Below are 17,373 nucleotides of genomic sequence, written 5' to 3'. Positions count from 1 at the left end.
CAGGTCGCCAATCTTGGGTGCTGGGGATTAAGCAGGGGTTAACGCTGACAAAAGACAAATCTGCGATGCTTTCCCGTTTCGGGTATGCAATAGGAACAGTGGCAGAAGCACGGCATCAGAGCCGATGTGAGCGCAGGTTCAGGAATACACAATGCACGTGCTGTTGGTGGAAGATAACGCTTTGGTGGCCAGTGGGGTCAAGGCAGGCCTGCAACTGCAGGGTTTCGGGGTCGATGTGGTGGGCTGTGCCGCCCAGGCGGATGCGGCCATCAAGTCCTCGCATTTCGACGTCTGCGTACTGGACCTGGGGTTGCCCGACGAAGACGGCTTGCACCTGCTTGCTCGCTGGCGCAGCCAGGGGCTGGAGTTGCCGGTGCTGGTGCTGACCGCACGCGACGCGGTAGGCCAGCGCATAGAAGGTCTGCAGACCGGCGCTGATGATTATCTGGCCAAGCCTTTCGACCTGCATGAACTGGCTGCGCGGCTGCATGCGCTGCTGCGCCGTGCGGCGGGCCGCGCTGTGGACTGGATTGTGCTGGGCGATGTGCAGCTGGATCTGGCCGCGGGCCGTGCCCAGCGCGATGGCCTGCCCGTGGATCTGTCGCGTCGAGAATGGGCGCTGTTGCGCGCCTTGCTGCAATCGCCGGGCCGGGTGCTGAATCTGGAGCAACTGCGCGACAGCCTTTACGGCTACAGCCAGGATGTCGAAAGCAATGCGGTCAATGTGCACGTCCACCATCTGCGCCGCAAACTGGGCCCGGACATGGTGGAGACGGTGCGTGGCTTGGGCTTTAGGCTGGGGCGTGCCCAGGGCCTGGGAGGCCGCTGATGCGCAGTCTGCGGGTAAGGCTGCTGGTCTGGCTGTGCCTGGCGCTGTGCACCTTGTGGGGTGGCGTGGCAGCCTGGATGTTTGCGGGCATGCGGCATGAGCTGCGCTCGGTGCTGGACGACCGCCTGATTGCCTCTGCCCATATGGTGGCGGGCATTGTTCACCAGTTCAAACCCGAAAACGTTTCGCCCAGCGACTGGGGGCCGATGCTGAACGTGGTCTCCCGCGATGGCGTGGCCTGCGAGGTCAGCATGCTGCGCAGCGAGGTGCGCGCGGCGCCAGCGGCCGCGAATGTGCAGGCACAGGGTGAATCAGGGCCGGCCCCGCGACCGACCCTGATTCCTGCATCTCCATTGGACAGACCCAGCGACAAGGCTGCTCTGCCAGTGCAGGCAGAGTCCGCGCCGGATGACTCTCGCGTGGTCGCGCGCAGTGCCGGTGCCCCCAGTTTTCAGGCGCCGCTGCCATTGGGTTTTTCGACGATGACCAAGGGCGGGCGTCCCTGGCGCACCTATGTGCTTGAAGAGCATGGCGTGCGCATTGCCACGGCCGACCGTATTGATGTGCGCGAAGGCCTGGTCCACGGCTTTGCCTACACCATCATCCTGCCTTTCGTGCTGGCGCTGCTGGCCAGCATGCTGCTGATGTGGTGGGGTGTGACGCGAGGCTTGAAGCCGCTGGAGTCGCTGCGCCAGGAGTTGAGCCAGCGCCCTCCGGGCGATGATTCACCGGTGGCGCAGGGCCGTCAGGTGCGGGAGCTGGCGCCATTGGTGCAGACCGTCAACCACATGCTGCAACGCGTGCACAGCGCCATCGAGCGCGAGAGGCGCTGGAGCGATGATGCGGCCCATGAGCTGCGCACGCCACTGACGGCCGTCAAGGCCCATGTGCAAGTCGCCCAGATGGCCGTGGACAGTGCGGGTGGCCTGCAGATGGTTCGCAGCGATACCCAGGGCCCGGACCTGCAGCCGAGCTGGCATCCGGTGTCCGAGACTGCGCAGTGGCTGATGGCGCGCGATGCGCTGCTGCAGGCGGGCGAGGGTGTGGAGCATCTGCAGCACACGCTGGAGCAATTGCTGCTGCTGGCGCGGCTCGATTGCCAGCCGGTCAGTGAATCCGCAGACAGCGAGATCGTCTGCGGCAGCGAGCCGGCCTGTGCCTGGGATGCGCTGGAAAAAGCCTGGGAGCTGGCCGCCACGGCCAATCCCTCGGCCCGAGCACGGCTGACCTGGCTGCCGGGGCAGCGCCAGGGGGATGGGTATCTTGAAGATCTGCATGTGGTGGTCCCCCAGCCCTTGCTGGTGTCCGCGCTGCGCAATTTGATGGAAAACGCTCTGCGCTACGGCCAGGAGCCGGGGGCGCAGCCTTCGGAATGCCCGGTGTTTCTGGGAATGTGCCATGCGAAGCAACTGCCACAAACACTGCGCCAGGGCGACAGGCCTGCATCGCCGGCTGGCTATGTGCATCTGGTGGTGGCGGACCATGGACCGGGGCTGAGTGCTGAGGACTGCAGCATTGCCGTGCAGCGTTTCTGGCGCAAAAAGCATCAGTCCCATGGCAGCGGCCTGGGCTTGGCAATTGTGCAGCGCATTGCGCAGTGCAGCGGCGGGGCGCTGCAACTCATACCGCTGGCAGACTGGGAGGATGCGGGGGCAGTCTGGGCACTGGAAGGCGGCGCGAATACAGGTCTGGTGGCGAGTCTGTATCTGCCCGTGCGCGTCTGTAGAGCCGAGGGGGTCGAGGCTGACGAGAGCAAAGTCCGCTGCTGAAGGCGCTGTTTATTAATCGATGCTTAATCTTCCATAAGTATGGTTCCGGGAATGTCCGGTCAGGGCTCGTCGAGCACCTGATTTCAAAGGTCAGACGCCGGTGCTTTTTGTACATGCCCGATAGCTGCAGTGCGCGCCGCGTATTTCACCATTCCCAAGATGAACCGCTTGAACACAAAGACTCTGCCTCGGTCGTGGGTGGCTGTCGGCATTTCCATGCTGATGGCAACCGGCGCCTGGGCGCAAGAACCCGTTGCTGCCAAGGCCGCACTGCAAGGCAGTGCCGCTGCCGGTGAAAAGATTGCACAGTCCGGCTCTGCGGGCGGTGCTGCGGCCTGCGCCACCTGCCATGGTGCCAAGGGCGAAGGCCAGGCTGGCTTTCCTGCTCTGGCGGGCCAGCATGCCGGCTATCTGGAGCGCCAGCTGCAGCAAATGGCCGCTGGCGCCCGCCAGTCCGCCGTGATGGCGTCCATGGCCAAGGCGCTGAGCGAGCAGGAGCGTGCCGACGTGGCCGCGTTCTACTCCAGCCTGAAGTTGCCCATCCAGCCCACGCGCGGTGCGCTGCCTGGCAAGAATGATGATTCGGGCGCGTGGCTGGTCGAGCGTGGTCGCTGGGCCGATGGCATTCCCGCCTGTGCGCAGTGCCATGGCCCTGGCGGTGTCGGTGTGGGCAAGGATTTCCCTGCCATCGGTCACCTGCCTGCCGACTATATGCAAAGCCAGATCGATGCCTGGAACAAGGGCCAGCGTGAGGCCGGTCCCCTGGGTCTGATGGGGGCAGTGGCCAAGAAGCTGACGGCCGATGACGTCAAGGCCGTTGCCGCCTATTACCAGCGCCTGCACAACCCTGCCGCAGCCACAACGCCTGCAAAGCCCTGAGGTCACCATGTCCCAAGCACAACAAGACAAGGCCAAGTCTTCCAATCTGGCTGAATACGCAGTCGTGGCCAGCTTATTTGCGGGCCTGGGCGGTGCGCTCTGGTACGGCATGAGCATCAGCAGCCCCAAGAAGGCTGAAGAGCCAGCCAAGATTGCAGCCCCCGCACCTACGGATCTCAAGGCTGTGCCCGTAGCGGCCAACAGCGGCGTGTTCACTCCTCCCGCTGCCAGCGATATTCCCGAAGGCCCGATGGGCGAGTGGATTCGCCGTGGTGAAGCCATCTTCACCCGCACGCCTGCCAACGCCGTGGGCTTCTCGGGCAACCCCCTGAGCTGCACCAACTGCCACCTGGACGCTGGCCGTCTGAAGGGCGCAGCTCCCATGTGGGGTGCCTACCCCATGTACCCGGCCTATCGCAAGAAGACCGACCATGTCGATACTTTCGCTGAACGCGTGCGCGGTTGCTTCATGTATTCCATGAACGGCAAGGCACCGGACGACGGCCACGACATTCTGGTGGCGCTGGAGTCCTATGCCTACTGGATGGCGCAGAAGGCACCAACGGGCGAGAAGCTGCCCGGTGCGGGCTTCAAGAAGGCCGGTGAGCCCGAGCAGACGCCTACCTACGAGGCTGGTGCCAAGGTGTATGAAGCCAAGTGTGCGCTGTGTCACGGTGGTGACGGCAAGGGCCAGTTTGTCGGCGATATCGCCGTGTTCCCGCCGCTGTGGGGCAAGGACTCCTACAACTGGGGCGCCGGCATGCACGAGATCGACAAGGCGGCTAACTTCATCAAGAACAACATGCCCTACGGAAATGCCACGTTGACAGACCAGGAAGCCTGGGATGTGGCGACTTTCATCAACAGCCAGGAGCGTGGTCAGGACCCCCGCTTCAACGGCGACCTGAAGGCAACTGCCGAGAAGTACCATGCTGGCAAGTTCACCTTGTATGGCAAGGAAGTCAACGGCAAGTTGCTCAAGGGTCTGTAAAAAGCACTTGTTGCCAAACCTGATCGGGGCCAGCTTCTTAAAAAGGGGCTGGCCTTTTTTGACGGCTGAATATTCAGTGTTTTGGCTTGTAGTGCTTGCCTGTAAAACGCTATAAGCTCATTTTTTGATAGTGCTTGAGATATCAAAAAGCCCGGCGGTACCGGGCTTTCAAGCAGCAAGGCGGTGATCACGCCATGAACAGATAGTGATCTATGAGCAAAGCCAGGAACAGCAGGCTCAGGTGTATGAGGGAGAAGCGGAAGGTCTTGCGCGAGAGCGCATCCGAATAGTTGCGGTACAGAGCAATGGCATAGCCGACAAAGCCCGCGCCAAGCACCACGGCGGCGAACAGATAGAGCCAGCTGCTCATGCCGTACATGAAGGGCAGCAGGCCGGCGGCGAACAGCACCAGGGTGTAGAGCAGAATCTGCAGGCGTGTGTATTTGCTGCCATGGGTCACGGGCAGCATGGGCAGACCGGACTGGCGGTAATCCTCCACGCGGTACAGCGCCAAGGCCCAGAAATGGGGCGGAGTCCAGAGGAAGATGATGAGGAACAAAATCAGTGCTTCAGGCCCGACATTGCCGGTCATGGCAGCCCAGCCCAGTACGGGCGGCATGGCGCCCGATGCGCCCCCAATCACAATGTTCTGCGGCGTGGCGGGCTTGAGCACCACGGTATAGATCACTGCGTAGCCGACAAAAGTGGCCAGCGTCAGCCACATGGTCAGCGCATTGGTCCAGAGCAGCAAGATCGTTGCACCCACCATGCAAAGAATGGCCGAGAAGGCCAGCGCCTGCTGGCTGGAAAGCTCGCCACGTGCGGTAGGGCGCCAGGACGTGCGTTTCATCTTGGCGTCGATATGGCGCTCGACCAGGCAGTTGAAGGCGGCAGCAGCGGCGGCCACCAGCCAGATGCCGACGCTGGCCACACCCATATGCACCCACTGCGAGACCGTGGGCCAGCCAGGAACGGCCAGCACCATGCCGATCAGCGCGCAGAACACAATGAGCTGAACCACGCGCGGCTTGGTCAGCGCGTAGTACTGGCTCAGTCGAGAGGAGCTATCGGGCAGGGTTTCACTTTGACTCATGCATTCACTCTTTGTGCGCGGTGCCTCAGGCAGGGCGGCGCGCCGTTTCCTGGTCGGGATGGCTGGTGACATCGGAACGTGTCACGGCCAGACTCCAGACCACAATCGTTACCAGGGCCGCAGCTCCACCGGTGTGGAGCACGGCCGCGACCAAGGGCCAGTCCAACACCACATTGGACAGGCCCGTCAAAACTTGCAGCACCGCAAAAAAGCCCAGCATGCGGCGCTGCTTGGCCAGGGCTGGCGCATGGCGCATGGCGGCCCAGAGACCAGCCAGGGACAGAACCACCACATAGGCCATCAGGCGGTGCGTGTAGTGGATGGTAGTCAACGCTTCAAAGCTGATGTGGCTGCCATCGGCCAGCAGACCCAGGGGACGCCAGATCTGCAGAGCCTGCGCAAAATCCATGCTCGGCCACCAGCTTCCCTGGCAAGTCGGGAAAGTGGTGCAAGCCAGCACCGCGTAATTGGTGCTGACCCACCCGCCCAGGCTGACCTGCAGCACGAGCAAAGCCAGGCAAAGCCACAAAGCGGTGCGAAGCCTTTTACCAATCAACGCAGGAAGCAGGGCCGCCTGTTTCAGGCTCATGGCCGAGGCTGGAATGGCCAGCAAGGCCAGCAGACCCGTGCCGCCAAGCAGGTGCAAGGTGACGATGGCCGGAAAAAGCTTCCACGTCACGGTCCAGGCACCGAGGGCCCCTTGCAGGCAGGCCCAGACCAGCGTCAAGGACGGCCACCAGGGGCTCAATGCACCTTGGGCCTGCTCGGGCTCGCCTGCGCGGCGTGCAGCCATGGCCTGTTTCCAGGACATGACGGTCATGGCAATGATGAGCACGCCTACCGTGGTCGCAAGATATCGGTGAATCATCTCCACCCATGCCTTGCCATGGGTGACCGGGCCTGTGGGCATGGCAGCCTGGGCCTCTGAAATTTGCGAGTGAGCGGCCAACGGGCTGAAAGTGCCATAGCAGCCAGGCCAGTCGGGGCAACCCAGACCCGAGTCGGTCAGCCGTGTGAAGGCACCAAACAGCACCAGATCAAAGGTCAGAAACAGTGTCAGAACGCACAGGGCCTGAAGACGTCGGCTCGGGCCGTTGCCGCGATTGCGCCACCAGACCCAGCACAAGGGCCCCAGGGCCAGCAGCAGGCCAAAAGCCATCAGCTCCAGCGCCGGAGCCAGGTCATACAACTGCTGCTCGCTCATTGCTGCCTCTGGCTTTCTACAGCTTGCGTGACTGTCAGTGCGCCGCCAGAGGGTGGGCAGGAGACAGACAAGGCGATATCGCAAAAGCAGATCAGCATGGTTCAGCAGGCGCGGCCTGGATTGGGTTCGGACTACAGGAGTATTGGGGATCGCTGCCCTGGGCGGGATGGGCAAAACCTGCATGAGAGTTGGCTGTCATGCGCAAGCGTCTGGCACTTGCAGCCGCCAATGTGCAGACTGTTTGATCCTGCACAATTTTAGCCGCGTGATTTGTGGCACAGCTGTTGCACCTGGAGTGTCCCTAATAAAGCTTGGAAAGGCCCGATTCCGTTTGTCATATCCAAGGGAAACTCCGGGCAGAAAATTGCATGAGCAGCATGATTTTTCTCAGAAGCCCACAAGCTTTGATGTACGATCCAACCACTCTCACGAGCAAATCGCTGAGAGAGCAGCTTCAGGTGCAAGGCCAAAGAAGTATGCGGGCGTCGTTCAATGGTAGGACTCTTGCTTCCCAAGCAAATAACGTGGGTTCGATTCCCTTCACCCGCTCCACTTCGACTTTCCAGGGACTTCCACCGGAGTCCATAGAACACCGTAAGTCATTGTCAGAATTGAGGATTTTCACCCAGCCTCGATCCACTGACATCCAGCGAGAACCACTGACAACCGGCCCAAACTGGTACAAAAAGTGGCCCAAACAATGTGCGAGGTTCCCAATCCGCATTGTTGCTGGAGGAGCTGGCGCTAGAAGAGAACGATTGCATTCAACTCGCCTTCTGGAGTTGGACATATGCTCTCGGACCTCATGGCTCGGCAAGCCAAGGCCACCGGCAAGCCGTACTCGCTTGCCGATTTCGACGGCCTTTACCTCTACGTCTCCGCCATCGGCAGCAAGGTATGGCACTTCCGCTATTCCTGGCTGGGCAAGCGTGAGCGCATCACCTTTGGCGGCTATCCGGCCCTCTCCTTGAAACAGGCTCGCGACTTGCGTGAAGAGGCGCGGGCGCTGCTGGCCAAGGACATCAACCCGCACTCGGAACGCAAGCGCAAACGTCACGTGATTGTCCTGGCTGGCGAGCACACCTTCCAGACCATCTACGACAAATGGCTGGCCCACCGCAGCCTCTCTCTGGAAAATGAGGGCCGCCAAAGTACGCCCAAGCAGATCGGGCGCGTCTTCGCCAAGGACGTGTTTCCCGTATTGCGCCACCTGACCATCTACGACGTCACCCGCGCCCACCTGCTGGACATCATCGGCAGAGTGGAAAAGCGTGGCTCGCTGTCGGTGGCCGAGAAGCTGCGCACCTGGTTCAGCCAGCTATTCACCTACGCCTCGGTGGTGGTGCCCAACATGGGCGACAACCCGGCCAAGGATTTGGACGTGGTGGCGATGCCGCTGCCCCCGGTGGAGAACAATCCCTTTTTGCGCATGCCCGAGCTGCCGGCAATGCTGCAGACGTTGCGCAAGTACAGCGGTCGCCTGAATACGCAACTGGGTCTACGTCTGCTGCTGCTCACGGGCGTGCGCACCGGTGAATTGCGCTACGCCACGCCCGATCAGTTTGATCTGGAGCGCGGTCTGTGGATCATCCCGGTTGTCAGGCTCAAGCAACGCAAGCAGCTCACCAAGAAGAAGCGCCAGCGTTTCGCCGACATCCCGCCATACATCGTGCCACTGTCGTTGCAGGCACAAGAGGTCGTTCGTCATTTGCTGGGAAATCTGAAGCCAGCACAGGTGTATCTTATCCCCGGTGATTGGTGCCTGAAAAACCCTCTGAGCGAGAACACGCTCAATGGCGCGCTCAAGCGTATGGGCTATGAAGACCAACTCACTGGGCATGGCGTTCGCGCCACCATCTCGACTGCGCTCAATGAATTGGGGTATCCGCCCAAGTGGGTAGACGCCCAACTTTCGCATGCCGATCCGGATCGGATCAGCGCGACCTACAACCACGCCGAGTACGTCGAGCAACGCCGCGTCATGATGCAGGACTGGGCCGACCGGCTGGACTTGTTCGAGCAGAATCAGGTCGAAGTTGCCAGCACGCACTTGACCATCACGTTGCAGGGCCTGCCCACAATCGCCGGACAGGCGGCAGCGCAGCCGCCCGCCCTGAATCCAAACGCCCCTCAGTTGATCGTTGCGCCTGCACCCGATGCACCAGCGGTTCCAGCTTCCGTCTATCGACTTTCGGCGGTGCATCTGCCCGAGTACGCGCGACCCACGCTGTCAGAGGTGCAGCGCGAGCGCTTGCAATTGCTGGAGATATTCGAGGCATCCCACAACCTGTCGGTGGCCGATTACGCCAAGCTGGTTGGCAAGTCCCGCCGCTGGATCACTTACGAGATTCAGGCCGGCAATCTCCTGTCGATCCATCTGGGTCACCGTGGGCAGCGCGTCCCGGACTGGCAACTCGACCCCATCAAGCGCAAGCTGATTCAGGCTGTCCTGAAGCTGGTGCCGCGCGGTATCGACACCTGGCACATCTATCACGCACTGCTGCGGCCATACGATGCCCTGGGCAAGTGTCCAGTCATCGAGGCCGTCGATCCGACCAACCTGCATCTTGCAGCTCGACTGGTCGCCGCACATGCCATAGAAACCGATGAGCTTGCAGAGCAATCGGAGGCGTCTCCGGTGCTGGCCAGGCAGACTGTAGAGCGCCTGGTAAAAACGGCAATGTTGGTTGATATGCCCGAAGATCCCGTCGCCCGTTGAGCTGAGGCCGGGCGGCAGCACCGTCCGGTCAAGGTCAAAGGAGGGAACGTCGATCGCTTCGCATGGCCGCCCATCCGTCTTCTGCGCGGCCAACTCGCAATTTCCACGTTTTGGCAGGCAGCGTTTAGCGTCGGATCAGCGCTCGGCAGTCACCATAGGCGACTTCTCGGTAATGCTATCTCGCTATATCAGTATCTCGATCGGATATGACACCAGCGGATTTTCGTTGCCAATCTCAAGCCCCGATCAATAGATTCCGAGCGTTCGCCGCTTTTTGAAACCGCTGGCGCATCAGACCATACCGATACGGTTTTGCGAGAGCAGCCACTTCTCACGATCCTGATAGCGCAAGCGTCACTGTCGAGCCGCGACAGACGCTCGGTTTTCTTGTGCCCGATGGATTTTTGCACATCGAGCACACAACGCCTACTCGTTGCGCGAACTGATCAGAAGTCATCAAAAGCGGGCGTCATCACTCGCGTCTTGCGCGGACAACAGGCCGACCATGAGGACGGCTGCAAAAGCAGTCGGCCCTGTAGTTCTTCTCCTGGAAGGAGACGGAGCATGCACGAGAACAAAAATGATGCACCAACATCAAAGGTGTTCTACCGCCCGCTCGAAGCGTCCATCCGCTGGGCCGGACTGCTGCGATACGAGCAGGTGATCCTGGCTTCGGTCTCGTCGCCTATGGATCTGCCGCAGTCGCTGGACTGCCCGCGTTTGGGCGAACTGCGGCTGTACACCGACCGCATCTATGACGGCATCCTCAACGGGGAACTGCCCTTCGGGCAGCATGGCATCACGACACGCGACACCGCGTTGATCGAATCGCCTGATCTGACGGTACGCCATGTCGATCTGAAGTGCTGGATGCGCCAGCACTACCCCGAGCAGCGGCCCGGCTTTCTCTTCTCCCGCAGCGAGCGCATCATCCATCCCTTCATCTCCCTAGAAACAGGGCAAGCCATGCTGGTCGAACGCCAGGCTTTGAAATCCGCCCTGGAACAGACCAAACGTCAGCTTCGCGAGTTGCAGGACAAGCATGACGCGCTGCTCAAGCAGTCCACGGTGATTTCGGCATGCGCGCAGTGTCCGATCAGTGATCGGGCCGAGGCCACCTACCTGAACATCGTTGGCGGCCTGTTAGAGCTGATGCTCGGCCAGTCGCCATCGGGCACGCCGTACTCCAGCTTCAAGACGCAGGAGGCCGTGGTCAGCGCGCTGGTCGCCCATCACAGCGGCGCCATGGGTATCGCGGAGCGGACATTGAACGGCAAGTTCGCCACCGCCAGGCGCCGGTTGCGTAGCGCCTCCCGCTGAGATTTGCCAGCTTGTATGTGCAGTAGCGGAGATTGCATTTGCAATGTCTTTTCGCTGCCGTGTCTATTGAATAGAGGTCACGCCAACAAACGCCACTGAGCGTTCAGGAGTGACCGCCATGTCGCAAACACCTGTACTGCCGCCAAACGAGCGCCGCATCCTGCGCCTGGAAGAAGTCGAAGCGAAATCCGGTTTCAAGCGCGCCCACATCTACAACCTGATGAAGAAACGCCAGTTCCCGCAAGCGCTGCGTCTGGGCGTGCGCGCCGTGGGCTGGGACTCCATCGAAATCGATCAGTGGATCGACGAGCGCGTCAACAACCGGGCCTGATCCGTTCTCCCGCGGACTTTCCATCCTCATACGGAGAACACCATGCAGGTCGTATCCATCATTTCAACCAAAGGCGGGGTCGGCAAGACCACCACGGCCGCAAACCTGGGCGGTCTCGCTGCGGACGCCGGACTGCGCGTGCTGCTGCTCGATCTCGATGTGCAGCCCACCTTGTCCTCCTACTATGAGCTGGCTCACCGCGCGCCCGGCGGCATCTATGAATTGCTGGCCTTCAACGAGCGCGACCTCGACCAGCTTGTGTCCCGCACGATCATCGCGGGCCTGGACTTGGTGCTCTCCAACGACCACCGAGGAGAACTGAACACTTTGCTGCTGCATGCGCCAGACGGGCGCCTGCGGCTGCGGCATCTGCTGCCGATACTGAACCCCCTCTACGACCTGGTGCTGATCGACACCCAGGGCGCGCGCTCGGTGCTGCTGGAGATGGCGGTGCTTGCCTCCGACCTCGCGCTGTCGCCCGTGACTCCGGAAATCCTCGCCGCCCGCGAACTGCGGCGCGGCACCATGCAGTTGCTGGAGGACATTGCACCATACCGGCACCTGGGTATCGGGCCGCCGCCGCTGTACCTGCTCATCAACCGCGTCCATCCGGTGTCCGCCAACGCCCGGCTGATCCAGCAGGCGCTGCGCGATCTTTTCCAGGGCCACACCGACATTCGGATTCTGGCCACCGACGTACCGGCCATTGAGGCTTATCCGCGTGCTGCGACGCGCGGCCTGCCGGTGCATCGGGTCGAGTACCGCCAACCAGTGGGCAGAGTCGCTCCCGCCGCGCTCGCCACCATGCGCGATCTTGCCGGCGAATTGCTCCCGCAGTGGCAGGATCGATTTGCCGCCGTGCCCGGCCGTCCGCTACAGCCTCTTGATACCAGGAGGTCCCATGGCCAACGCACATGAACTGGCCCGAGGCCACAGCCGGCTGCGCGCCCTGATCGAGTTCGCCGTCGATGAAGGCTGGCACGTCAAGCGCACGGCGGGCGGTCACCTCAAGTTCACCAAGGCAGGCTGCGCCGCGATCTACACCAGTTCGACGGCCAGCGATCACCGGGCAGCCCTCAACGCCCGTGCGCAGATCCGTCGTGCTGAGCGCGAGACCCGGTCCCAAGCGCAGGGGGGCGGCCATGACTGAGATCACCTCCCAGCAGATGGCCGGCAAACTGCTTGCATCCGGGTTCGAGCGCAGCGGCCCGTCAGCAACGTCCTTGAGCGACCCGATCGCCGACACGCCCATGGTCGTGACCCTGGACCAGTTGCGCCCCTACGACCACGACCCGCGCAAGAAGCGCAATCCGGTGTACGAGGAAATCAAGGCATCCATCCGCGAGCGTGGTCTGGACGCGGCACCGGCCATCACCCGGCGGCCCGGCGACGATCACTACATCATCCGCAATGGCGGCAACACGCGACTGGCAATCCTGCGCGAACTCTGGTCGGAGACCAGGGACGAACGATTTTTTCGGGTCTCATGCCTGTTCCGCCCGTGGCCCGAGCGTGGCGAGATCGTCGCGCTCACCGGGCATCTTGCGGAAAACGAACTGCGCGGTGGCCTCACCTTCATCGAGCGCGCTTTGGGCGTCGAGAAAGCGCGCGAGTTCTACGAACTGGAAAGCGGCTCCCCCCTGAGCCAGTCCGAGCTGGCCCGCCGCCTGGCCGCCGATGGATACCCCGTGCAGCAGTCGCACATCAGCCGGATGGCCGACGCCGTACGCTACCTGCTGCCCGCAATCCCGACCGTGCTCTACGCCGGCCTGGGGCGTCACCAGGTCGAGCGGTTGTCGGTCATGCGCAAGGCCTGCGAGCGCACCTGGGAGCATTACGCCAAAGGCCGCTCACTGGTGCAGGAATTCGACGAGTTCTTTCAGGAAGTGCTGTCGCAATTCGATGCCCAGGCCGACGAATTCTCTGCGCAACGCGTACAGGACGAACTGATCGGCCAGATGACCGAATTGCTGGGTGTTGATTACGACGTGCTCGCTCTAGACATGACTGAATCCGAGAGCCGCCAGCGTGCCTTGGTCAGCGAGCCGACGCCGCCCTCGACGCCGCCCGCCTTGCCAGAGCCAGAAGCCATCGCGCGCCCTCCTGCCGATACTGCGCCACCTGATGCGAGGCCGACGGCAACGCCCTCGACGGGCGAGAGCGACGCGGATGCCAGTCATTCGGGCGCGGTCAGTCCGGCGGCAGATGGCGACCTGCTTCGGGAGCACATTGTTTCCCCGGCGCCGACAACGGAGCGACTTGAGTCCATCCAACGCATGGTCGCCGACCAGTTGGGCGATGCGCTGCCGCCCACCTTCTCAGCGAACGTCTTGCAGTCCATCCCGGTGCAGGCCGGCGGGCTCTATCCGATCTCGGATGTCTGGTACATCACCCCTGGCCTGGACACACCCGAGCACCTGCGCATCCACATCGCGCAGTTTGCCCGCGAGATTGCGGTCGAGGCAGACCTGGGCGAGTGCATCGATGACCGCCCAGACGGCATCGGCTTCGCCTGCCGCGCTCGCACCACAAACCCAGCGCCGCTGGGCCGTGCCGTCCATGCGCTGTTAGCTTGCCTGGCCGATCAGCAGCCCGCCGACGTCGGTCTGGACAACGGGAAACTCGTCATCGACCTGCCGGCGCTGCTGCACGGCCAGGGCGACGTAACCCGACGATTGAGCGACACCGCGCTGGTCAAGCTGTTTCGCCTGCTGCGACTGGCCCGCCGCCTGCTCGATCTCGAAGCCGGCGCTGCGGACTCTGGAACCTAAGCGAGGGAGGCCAGCATGTCCACAGCACACCCACTCAACCAGGCTGTCATCGCCCAGGCCCTCTATGACCTGCGCAATGGGCAACTGCGCCGCTGCAAACTGATGGGGTTTGGCGAGGCAGAGCTGGACGCCCTCAAGCATCCCGCGCTGATCAGCGTGCTGGCCAATGCCAACGTCTCCTGGTGCTCAGTGACGGTCAACCGCGAAGTGCTGCGGCGGCTGCTCCAGCAGGCGCAGGACGTGGAGAAGGAAATCGCCACAGTCGATCGCATGCTCAGGCTGGGCGCGAGCACGGAGATGGTCAGCAAGTTCTATGGTTTGACGCATCAGGAAGTGGCACTTCGCCGTGAAATCCTCGGTCTGCCCAAACGCAAGGGTCGGCACCCCGTGCTGGACGAGGAGCAGGACACGGAGCTGTGGCGGCAATGGAAGGCCGTGACCAACAGCAGAACGGTCGATCTCGAAGACGAAACCTCCATCCTCGATGCCGCCATGGACTTGGCCGAAGGCATGTCGCTGCCTCTGTCGGTGGTCTGGGCCTCGATCAAGAGCTGGGTCGATCAGGGATTGGCTTGAGTCATGGCCGTGGACGACACCGCACCACGAGTCCGACGCCAAGGCCCCATCGCACTCGCAGAGCTGTTCGATGCTGCGCTGAAAGACCTTGCGCCCAAGCCCGCCCCCAGCACACCTGCGTCTACACCTGCACAGTCGCCCACGCCTACCTCCGGCGATGCTTTCCTGTTCAGTGGCAACCGGCACGAGACGGTGCCACGCAAGCTGTTCCTCGACCGCCGCTTGACGCCGCTGGAACGAAACGCCTGGCAAGTGTTCCGGCTGATGCTCAACGACGATGGCGTGACCGCATTCCCCACCTACGAGCAGTTGCGGCCCTGGCTGGCGTCCATGCCCTGCGCAGGGCAGGCCTCGCATGAAACCGTGGCACGGGCGCTGACACTGATGCGCCTGACCCGCTGGCTGAGCCTGGTTCGGCGACGGCGTGACCCCAAGACCGGCCGCATCCTCGGCAATCTGTACGTGCTGCACGACGAACCCCTGACACCGTTCGAGGCCATGCAGCTCGACCCGGACTACCTGCAACTCGTCAGCCAGGCACTCGGCCATTCTGCCAAGGCCGTGCAGATCGTGGGCCTGCACACGCTCAAGGAAATCGGCGAAGACCCATTACTGGTCGGACGCACCCTCCCGTCACGGTTGCAGGTGATGGCCGAACGTCTCGCCAACCAGGACCTCACGGCCAGCGATAGTTATCCACAGGAAGACGCCATTCACGATTCCGAAGAAGGGGCTCCGAGCCTTCTTCGGAATCGTGAACGACCCGCTACGGATTCCGAAGCAGGGTCGGAACCCGCGCCAGACGTCTCTCTTCGGAATCCGAAGCAGGCCCGTACAGTACGTAGTAGTTGTATTAATGAAATACGTACTACTGCGCAGGCGCGCGCGCTGGACGATCTGCAATGGCCCAAGCGCTTTGCGCAACTGAAGGCGGAACAGCAGGCGGGTGCCAAGGTGGCATTGCAGCAGGTTGATGCCTCGCTGAGGCAGGACGTGCTGGACGAATGGGCCGCGCGTTGTAGCAACCACGGCATCCGCAATCCCGCTGGGTATCTATTCGGCATCATCCAGCGAGCTATCCACGGCGAGTTCAATGCCTGGGCCAAGAAAGACCCGCCACCGGCACCCGCTCCGCCAAACGAACGGCCACCACCCACACCGCCGGCCCAAACGCAGGGTAAGCCGGTGCCACCAGAAGTCGCCAGGCAGCACATCGAGCGGCTGCGAGATCTGCTCGCCAGCAAGTGAGCCGGCCGACAAGGCCGTGAAGTGGACGCCCATGGATGCCAATAGAGCTATCCCCTGGGGATAGTTCCACCGTTGGGGCGGATGCCGTGCAGTCGCAAGCCTGGCCTCGAACATCTGCAGCAGCATCGGCGTTGTCCGCCCTGATCCCGACGTGCAGCGTTCGTTGGCGCTCCATGGAGCTATCCCCAGGGGATAGCTCGCGCCGCAGGCGGCCACCACGCGCTGAACCGGGGTCTGGCAGGTTTCGGTTTGTTGACTGACGGCCTTCCGCTTCCTGCCGAAGCTGACCGCTCCTTTCCACACAACGAGCGGACACCATGGCAACCAATGAACCTCTGCAACTGAATCTCGGCTCCCTGCGCAGCGCGATGTCGCTGACGCTTCACACGCACCACGCTTCGCGCATCTGGCATGGCCGTGCCGCCGCCGAGGGGCGACCGGGCATCGTTGGCCTGAACGGCTACATCGCCCAAATGAACAAGATGCGGCGCGGTTCGGAACAGGACGACCCGTACTCGGATTGGTGGATGCTGCGCATCGAGGTCAAGCTCGACCAGACCAAGACCACGCTGCAATCGCTGCGCGAGCAGGTGGATCAGGCGCTGGCGAGCGTGCCGCCGGCACTCAGCCTGGGCGAAAACCTCAACGTGCAGCCCGTCAAGTTGCCGCTGTTCGTCAATGCGCAGCTCGGCTTTGCCGCCGTCTATCTGCTGGCCGACTACGACGACATCGCCCGCAAACTGATCCTCGCCCACCACACGGCGCTCATCGACCGCAGCACCTTGGAGCGCTGGCTCAACGAGGGCGCCCATGCACTGCGCAGCCTGTTCTCGCTGGCCCAGCAATACCGCTATTCGGGCTGCACGCGCGACGACTTCGTATCAAAGAACGCCGCAGCACGGGCGGCGTTGGAGAAATTCGGCGAACTGCCGCAGGACGTGTTGGAAGGCACGCGCCGCTCGAAGTTCGCGCCGCCCATCGTGCGCCGTGGCCTGCAACAGCGTGCTGAGAGTCCTGCTGCAGCGCCTGCCCACAACGACGCGGCCACCACCGACGAGCCCGCCACTGACGCAGCACCCGAAGTCAGCGCCGGCGAGGTCGAGGGCGAGCAGGCATGAGCGATCCGAATCGCGAACCCCGTTACTTCCAGGGCCTGCAACAGGCTGCCTTCATGAAGCTGGAACACGCTGCCTCTCTAAAAGGCCTTTTGAAGCCTTTTAAGGGTAAGGGGGATCTTGAGGCCTGGGCCAGCCAGTGCTTCGCCATGCGCGACGAGTTGATTGGCTTGACGCAGCGGCAGGTGCTGCAACAGGCAGTCGGGCATCCCTTCCACCTGCTGCCCGTGGAGTTGGCCCAGCAAACCACTGGCGCAGGCACGGCGTTTTTGCGCTGGCGCAAGCACGACCGCTCAGCCATGGGCGTAGCCCTGTGGCAGGAATTGATGGCGAGCACCGGCACGCCGGTCAACTTGCTGGCCGAGCTGCACGCGATCGAGCTTCAGCGCATCACGCTGAACATGCAGATCAGCCTGTTGCACACCTTGGGCAGGCAGGCCCAGGAGTGCGCCAGCAAGGCCGCCAAGGCGGAAGACGCCTACCTGCGCAGGCTCAAGTCCATCCCACCTGGAATGCGTGATCGGTGAT

16 protein-coding genes and 1 tRNA gene are annotated in these 17,373 nt (G+C 62.5%); 15 read left to right on the top strand and 2 right to left on the bottom strand.

What is annotated here, in order from left to right:
• The first annotated feature begins 151 nt into the window (after positions 1-151).
• The 4 genes from QMY55_RS12800 (at position 152) to QMY55_RS12785 (ending at position 4,468) form a co-directional block, all read left to right on the top strand.
• Positions 152-829 carry a response regulator gene (locus QMY55_RS12800; RefSeq protein WP_283484589.1) on the top strand — a complete coding sequence of 226 codons (678 nt, stop codon included), beginning with the start codon at positions 152-154 and terminating at the stop codon, positions 827-829.
• Positions 829-2,598, top strand: a complete 1,770-nt coding sequence (locus QMY55_RS12795; protein WP_283484588.1) for an ATP-binding protein — start codon at positions 829-831, stop codon at positions 2,596-2,598. The genes QMY55_RS12800 and QMY55_RS12795 overlap by 1 nt, the downstream gene beginning before the upstream one ends.
• Before the next feature lie 159 nt (positions 2,599-2,757).
• Complete coding sequence (locus QMY55_RS12790; protein ID WP_283484587.1) at positions 2,758-3,477, top strand: c-type cytochrome; 720 nt, start codon at positions 2,758-2,760, stop codon at positions 3,475-3,477.
• A 7-nt stretch (positions 3,478-3,484) separates the two neighbouring features.
• The gene (locus QMY55_RS12785; protein ID WP_283484586.1) at positions 3,485-4,468 is read left to right on the top strand and encodes a c-type cytochrome; all 984 of its coding nucleotides are present in this window, start codon (positions 3,485-3,487) and stop codon (positions 4,466-4,468) included.
• Positions 4,469-4,655: 187 nt separating this feature from the next.
• Here the strand turns inward: QMY55_RS12785 and cyoE are convergent, their stop codons facing one another.
• Positions 4,656-5,561: a heme o synthase gene (cyoE, locus tag QMY55_RS12780; protein WP_283484585.1), complete on the bottom strand. Its 906-nt coding sequence runs from the start codon at positions 5,559-5,561 to the stop codon at positions 4,656-4,658.
• Positions 5,562-5,586: 25 nt separating this feature from the next.
• The gene (locus QMY55_RS12775) at positions 5,587-6,765 is read right to left on the bottom strand and encodes a COX15/CtaA family protein (RefSeq protein WP_283484584.1); all 1,179 of its coding nucleotides are present in this window, start codon (positions 6,763-6,765) and stop codon (positions 5,587-5,589) included.
• A gap of 478 nt (positions 6,766-7,243) precedes the next feature.
• Here QMY55_RS12775 and QMY55_RS12770 point away from each other — a divergent pair.
• The 11 genes from QMY55_RS12770 to QMY55_RS12720 all read left to right on the top strand — a co-directional run bounded on the left by QMY55_RS12770 (position 7,244) and on the right by QMY55_RS12720 (position 17,372).
• Positions 7,244-7,317: transfer RNA gene (locus tag QMY55_RS12770), tRNA-Gly, on the top strand.
• A 238-nt stretch (positions 7,318-7,555) separates the two neighbouring features.
• The gene (locus tag QMY55_RS12765) at positions 7,556-9,484 is read left to right on the top strand and encodes a tyrosine-type recombinase/integrase (protein WP_125277412.1); all 1,929 of its coding nucleotides are present in this window, start codon (positions 7,556-7,558) and stop codon (positions 9,482-9,484) included.
• A gap of 564 nt (positions 9,485-10,048) precedes the next feature.
• On the top strand, positions 10,049-10,804 hold the full coding sequence (locus tag QMY55_RS12760) for a hypothetical protein (RefSeq protein ID WP_077575456.1): 756 nt from the start codon (positions 10,049-10,051) through the stop codon (positions 10,802-10,804).
• A 118-nt stretch (positions 10,805-10,922) separates the two neighbouring features.
• Positions 10,923-11,135 (top strand): AlpA family transcriptional regulator, encoded by a 213-nt coding sequence (locus QMY55_RS12755; RefSeq protein WP_012205952.1) that lies wholly within the window; start codon positions 10,923-10,925, stop codon positions 11,133-11,135.
• Positions 11,136-11,177: 42 nt separating this feature from the next.
• Positions 11,178-12,053: a ParA family protein gene (locus tag QMY55_RS12750; protein ID WP_125277413.1), complete on the top strand. Its 876-nt coding sequence runs from the start codon at positions 11,178-11,180 to the stop codon at positions 12,051-12,053.
• A complete protein-coding gene (locus QMY55_RS12745; protein ID WP_125277414.1) occupies positions 12,037-12,285 on the top strand; it encodes a type II toxin-antitoxin system HicA family toxin in 249 nt (82 codons plus the stop codon). The genes QMY55_RS12750 and QMY55_RS12745 overlap by 17 nt, the downstream gene beginning before the upstream one ends.
• Positions 12,278-13,906: a ParB family protein gene (locus tag QMY55_RS12740; RefSeq protein WP_125277415.1), complete on the top strand. Its 1,629-nt coding sequence runs from the start codon at positions 12,278-12,280 to the stop codon at positions 13,904-13,906. Before QMY55_RS12745 ends, QMY55_RS12740 begins: the two co-directional genes overlap by 8 nt.
• Before the next feature lie 15 nt (positions 13,907-13,921).
• Entirely contained in the window at positions 13,922-14,482 is a 561-nt protein-coding gene (locus QMY55_RS12735; protein WP_008267477.1) for a DUF2857 domain-containing protein, read from the top strand.
• A gap of 3 nt (positions 14,483-14,485) precedes the next feature.
• Positions 14,486-15,730: an STY4528 family pathogenicity island replication protein gene (locus QMY55_RS12730; protein ID WP_125277416.1), complete on the top strand. Its 1,245-nt coding sequence runs from the start codon at positions 14,486-14,488 to the stop codon at positions 15,728-15,730.
• A gap of 317 nt (positions 15,731-16,047) precedes the next feature.
• Positions 16,048-16,848: a PFL_4669 family integrating conjugative element protein gene (locus tag QMY55_RS12725; RefSeq protein ID WP_125277417.1), complete on the top strand. Its 801-nt coding sequence runs from the start codon at positions 16,048-16,050 to the stop codon at positions 16,846-16,848.
• Positions 16,845-17,372 carry a DUF3158 family protein gene (locus QMY55_RS12720; protein ID WP_125277418.1) on the top strand — a complete coding sequence of 176 codons (528 nt, stop codon included), beginning with the start codon at positions 16,845-16,847 and terminating at the stop codon, positions 17,370-17,372. The genes QMY55_RS12725 and QMY55_RS12720 overlap by 4 nt, the downstream gene beginning before the upstream one ends.
• The last annotated feature ends 1 nt before the right edge of the window (position 17,373 follow it).

This window comes from Comamonas resistens (assembly GCF_030064165.1).
Lineage (GTDB): Bacteria > Pseudomonadota > Gammaproteobacteria > Burkholderiales > Burkholderiaceae_C > Comamonas > Comamonas resistens.
This window is presented reverse-complemented; position numbering and strand designations above follow the sequence as displayed.

Bases quoted from the DNA above. Each gene is read 5' to 3' on its own strand.
- QMY55_RS12720 (WP_125277418.1), top strand. From the start codon at position 16,845: ATGAGCGATCCGAATCGCGAACCCCGTTACTTCCAGGGCCTGCAACAG.
- QMY55_RS12800 (WP_283484589.1), top strand. From the start codon at position 152: ATGCACGTGCTGTTGGTGGAAGATAACGCTTTGGTGGCCAGTGGGGTC.
- QMY55_RS12735 (WP_008267477.1), top strand. From the start codon at position 13,922: ATGTCCACAGCACACCCACTCAACCAGGCTGTCATCGCCCAGGCCCTC.
- QMY55_RS12795 (WP_283484588.1), top strand. From the start codon at position 829: ATGCGCAGTCTGCGGGTAAGGCTGCTGGTCTGGCTGTGCCTGGCGCTG.
- QMY55_RS12790 (WP_283484587.1), top strand. From the start codon at position 2,758: ATGAACCGCTTGAACACAAAGACTCTGCCTCGGTCGTGGGTGGCTGTC.
- QMY55_RS12755 (WP_012205952.1), top strand. From the start codon at position 10,923: ATGTCGCAAACACCTGTACTGCCGCCAAACGAGCGCCGCATCCTGCGC.
- QMY55_RS12765 (WP_125277412.1), top strand. From the start codon at position 7,556: ATGCTCTCGGACCTCATGGCTCGGCAAGCCAAGGCCACCGGCAAGCCG.
- QMY55_RS12745 (WP_125277414.1), top strand. From the start codon at position 12,037: ATGGCCAACGCACATGAACTGGCCCGAGGCCACAGCCGGCTGCGCGCC.
- QMY55_RS12725 (WP_125277417.1), top strand. From the start codon at position 16,048: ATGGCAACCAATGAACCTCTGCAACTGAATCTCGGCTCCCTGCGCAGC.
- QMY55_RS12730 (WP_125277416.1), top strand. From the start codon at position 14,486: ATGGCCGTGGACGACACCGCACCACGAGTCCGACGCCAAGGCCCCATC.
- cyoE (WP_283484585.1), bottom strand. From the start codon at position 5,561: ATGAGTCAAAGTGAAACCCTGCCCGATAGCTCCTCTCGACTGAGCCAG.
- QMY55_RS12775 (WP_283484584.1), bottom strand. From the start codon at position 6,765: ATGAGCGAGCAGCAGTTGTATGACCTGGCTCCGGCGCTGGAGCTGATG.
- QMY55_RS12740 (WP_125277415.1), top strand. From the start codon at position 12,278: ATGACTGAGATCACCTCCCAGCAGATGGCCGGCAAACTGCTTGCATCC.
- QMY55_RS12760 (WP_077575456.1), top strand. From the start codon at position 10,049: ATGCACGAGAACAAAAATGATGCACCAACATCAAAGGTGTTCTACCGC.
- QMY55_RS12785 (WP_283484586.1), top strand. From the start codon at position 3,485: ATGTCCCAAGCACAACAAGACAAGGCCAAGTCTTCCAATCTGGCTGAA.
- QMY55_RS12750 (WP_125277413.1), top strand. From the start codon at position 11,178: ATGCAGGTCGTATCCATCATTTCAACCAAAGGCGGGGTCGGCAAGACC.